At 64.3% G+C, this 3028-nt stretch carries 4 protein-coding genes; 3 read left to right on the top strand and 1 reads right to left on the bottom strand.

The genetic code is table 11. The annotated features are described in order from the left end of the window. On the top strand, positions 1–438 hold a 438-nt coding region (locus VMR39_RS30205), incomplete at its 5' end, for a glutathione S-transferase family protein (protein WP_325422219.1). Between the two features lie 200 nt (positions 439–638). Here the strand turns inward: VMR39_RS30205 and VMR39_RS30200 are convergent. Continuing rightward, positions 639–1097, bottom strand: coding sequence for a GNAT family N-acetyltransferase (locus VMR39_RS30200; RefSeq protein WP_325422217.1), 459 nt, complete (start codon positions 1095–1097; stop codon positions 639–641). 75 nt (positions 1098–1172) lie between these two features. Here VMR39_RS30200 and VMR39_RS30195 point away from each other — a divergent pair, with 75 nt between their 5' ends. Beyond that, positions 1173–1607, top strand: a complete 435-nt coding sequence (locus VMR39_RS30195; RefSeq protein ID WP_325422215.1) for a CoA-binding protein — start codon at positions 1173–1175, stop codon at positions 1605–1607. Positions 1608–1645: 38 nt separating this feature from the next. Next, the coding region (locus tag VMR39_RS30190; protein WP_325422213.1) for a molybdopterin cofactor-binding domain-containing protein at positions 1646–3028 on the top strand (1383 nt) is incomplete at its 3' end.

Genomic DNA, 3028 nt, shown 5'->3' with positions numbered 1-3028 from the left:
ATCCATCATCCCGGACCGGTCCGGTTGATTCCGGACGATCCCGTTTCTGCGCTGGAGGTGCGGTTGCTCGACCGCTTCTTCGACAATCATATGGCCACGCCACAGCAGAAGCTGGTGTTTGATGCGATGCGGCCAGAGGGGCAGAAGGATCAAGCGGGCGTCGCCGATGCCCGCGCTGCGCTCGACAAGGCTTATGCCTGGCTCGACGCGCATATGGCGGGGCGGACATGGGCGGCAGGCGATGTCTTCAGCCTGGCCGACTGTGCCGCCGCGCCGCACCTTTTCTACGCGCACTGGTCGCACCCCGTGCCTGCGGCGCTGCGCCATGTCCACGCCTATCGCCGGCGTCTGCGGGAGCGCCCATCCTTCGCCCGCGCGGTGGAGGAGGCACGCCCATGGCAGCAATATTTTCCGCTGGGCGGGACGCCGGAGGACTGAAGGGCGGGCTGGTTCCATGTGAATGTCTAGTTTGGGTGGGAAGCGGGGCGGTCAATTTTAAACCATCATCCCAGCGCAGGCTGTGATCTCTCTCTTCTTTCAAATGCTTCGTTAGAAGGAGTGAGATGCCAGCGTTCGCTGGAAAGATGGCCAGTTCCAGTCTCAACTGCCCATGACTCTCCTGCTTCCGGAGGCCTGTCCTAAAGCTGCAAATGCAGAAACTGGTTGAAGCCGCTCCGGCTGTAGTCGCCAAAGGCTTCGCCATTTACGAACCCAAAAGTGCGATACAGCGCCAGCGCTGGATCGAAGGCAGCACCGCTGCCCGTCTCCAGGCTCAGTCGCCGCACCCCCCGCGCCCCTGCCTGCGCGAGGATGTGCCGCAGCAAGGCCGTCGCCACGCCACGCCGCAGATGGTCGGGATGGGTGCGCATCGACTTGATCTCGCCATGATTAGCCGTCAGTACCCTGAGTGCGCCGACCCCCGCAATGTGTGGTCCGTCCCATGCCGTCCACACCTGTATGTCGGGTCTTTGCAGGCCCGACAGATCGAGCGCGAACACCGCCTCGGTCGGACTGTTCGCCTGCATGCCGGATAGATGCAGCGCCAGCAGAGCGCGGGTCTGAGGATCGGTCAGGTCGTCGGAGCGTATGTCGAACATGGCACAGGACTAACCCGACCAAAGCGTCTTGCAAGCGCACATATTTTCCCCATCTCGAAAGGAAAGGAGAAGTCCATGCCGCTTACTGCCGCCCAGGATGTCGCTACGCTGCTTCAGGAAACCCGTACTATCGCGCTCGTCGGCATTTCCGATCGGCCCGATCGTCCGAGCTATGGCGTGATGGCGTTCCTTCAGGGCCATGGCTATCGCGTTTTGCCGGTCAATCCGCAGATTGCCGGCGAGCATGTCCATGGCGAATTCGTCTGGGGCCGTCTCTCGGATATCGGCGTGCCGATTGACATGGTCGACATCTTCCGCCGCAGCGAAGCGGCCGGCGATGCAGTGGACGATGCGATCGCGGCCGGGGCGAAATCCGTCTGGATGCAACTCGGGGTCGTCAATGAGGCCGCCGCCGCCCGTGCCGAGGCGGCGGGCCTCAAGGTCGTGATGGACCGGTGCCCGGCGATCGAGATTCCCCGTCTGGGAATCGCGCGGATCCGCGCCGAATAACGCTAGGCATCCGCGTCACGCCCTTCTATCAGGCAGGCATGGCGCGCGCACCGCGGAAGCAATCCGATAAGAATAAGGGCATCAGCCGGCGGAGCCTGCTGGTCGGCGGTGGCGCTACTGCGGGGCTGCTGATCGCCTGGGGCGTATGGCCGCGGACCTACAAGCCCAATCTCAATGCCAGTCCCACCGAAACGATCATCAACGCCTTCCTGAAGATCGACCAATCGGGGCAGGTCATCGTCGTCGTGCCACAGACCGAGATGGGTCAGGGGGTCACCACAGTATTGCCGCAGATATTGGCGGACGAGTTGGGCGCGGACTGGCGCACGGTCGCGGTGCAGAGCGCGCCGATCAGCCCGCTCTACGCAAACACGTTGCTGGCGCGCGAATGGCTGGCGAGCGACTGGACGCGGCTGCTGGGCGGGGCGGGCGACTGGGCGATCGGCCAATATGCGACGCGCGGATCGCTGATGCTGACCGGCGGCGGCACGTCGATCCCGATGTTCCACCACGCCTATCGAGATGCGGGTGCGGCCGCACGGGTGCTGCTGTGCAAGGCTGCGGCGGCCCGCTGGGATATCCCCTGGGAAAGCTGCGACATTCAGGACGGCATCATCTCTGACGGCGGCGAGCGCCAGATGAAGTTCGGCGATGTGGTCAGTGACGCTGTGAACTTCCACCTGCCCGACATCCTTCCGCTGCGCCAGGGGCAGGATGGCCGCCTGTCCGGGCAGGATCTTCCGCGTCTCGACACACCGTCGAAGATCGACGGCAGCCATAATTTCGCCGCCGACATTCGCCTGCCCGACATGGTCTACGCCTCGATCCGGCAGGGGCCGATCGGCGATGCGATCCTTGCGGGTCTCGATGATCGATCGGCCAGCAGCGTTGCCGGTTTTCTCAAGCTGGTGAAGCAGGAACGCTGGGTTGCCGCCGTCGCCAGCAACTGGTGGGCGGCAAACAAGGCGCTCGACCTTGCCGACCCCGTCTTTGCGCTACGGGGCAAACCGGTCAGCAGTGGCGGCATCGATGAAGCGCTGGAAAATGCCTTCTCCGGCGTATCCGGCCGCCGTCTCTATTCCCAGGGCGAGTTGCTTCCGGTGTTCGAGGGCGCCACGATCCTCGCCAGCGAATATCAGGTCGACGCCGGCCTGCATCTGGCGCTGGAACCGATGAGCGCGACCGCCCGCGTCAACGAGGATGGCGCGGAAGTGTGGATGGCGACGCAGGCGCCCGGCCTCGCCCGTGACGCCATTGCTGGTGTGCTGGGTATGTCGAGCGATAGTGTGACACTCTATCCGCTCCATGCCGGTGGTTCGTTCGGCCGCAGGATGGACTGGGAGGCCGGCGTGCAGGTAGCGCTCATCGCGCGCGACATGCGTCGCCCGGTGCAACTGCAATGGTCGCGGCTGGAGGATGTG

The sequence above is a fragment of the Sphingobium sp. genome, assembly GCF_035511395.1.
In the GTDB taxonomy this organism is placed as follows: Bacteria; Pseudomonadota; Alphaproteobacteria; order Sphingomonadales; family Sphingomonadaceae; genus Sphingobium.
Note: the sequence above shows the minus strand (reverse complement) of the source record. Positions and strands in the feature narration are given on the sequence as shown.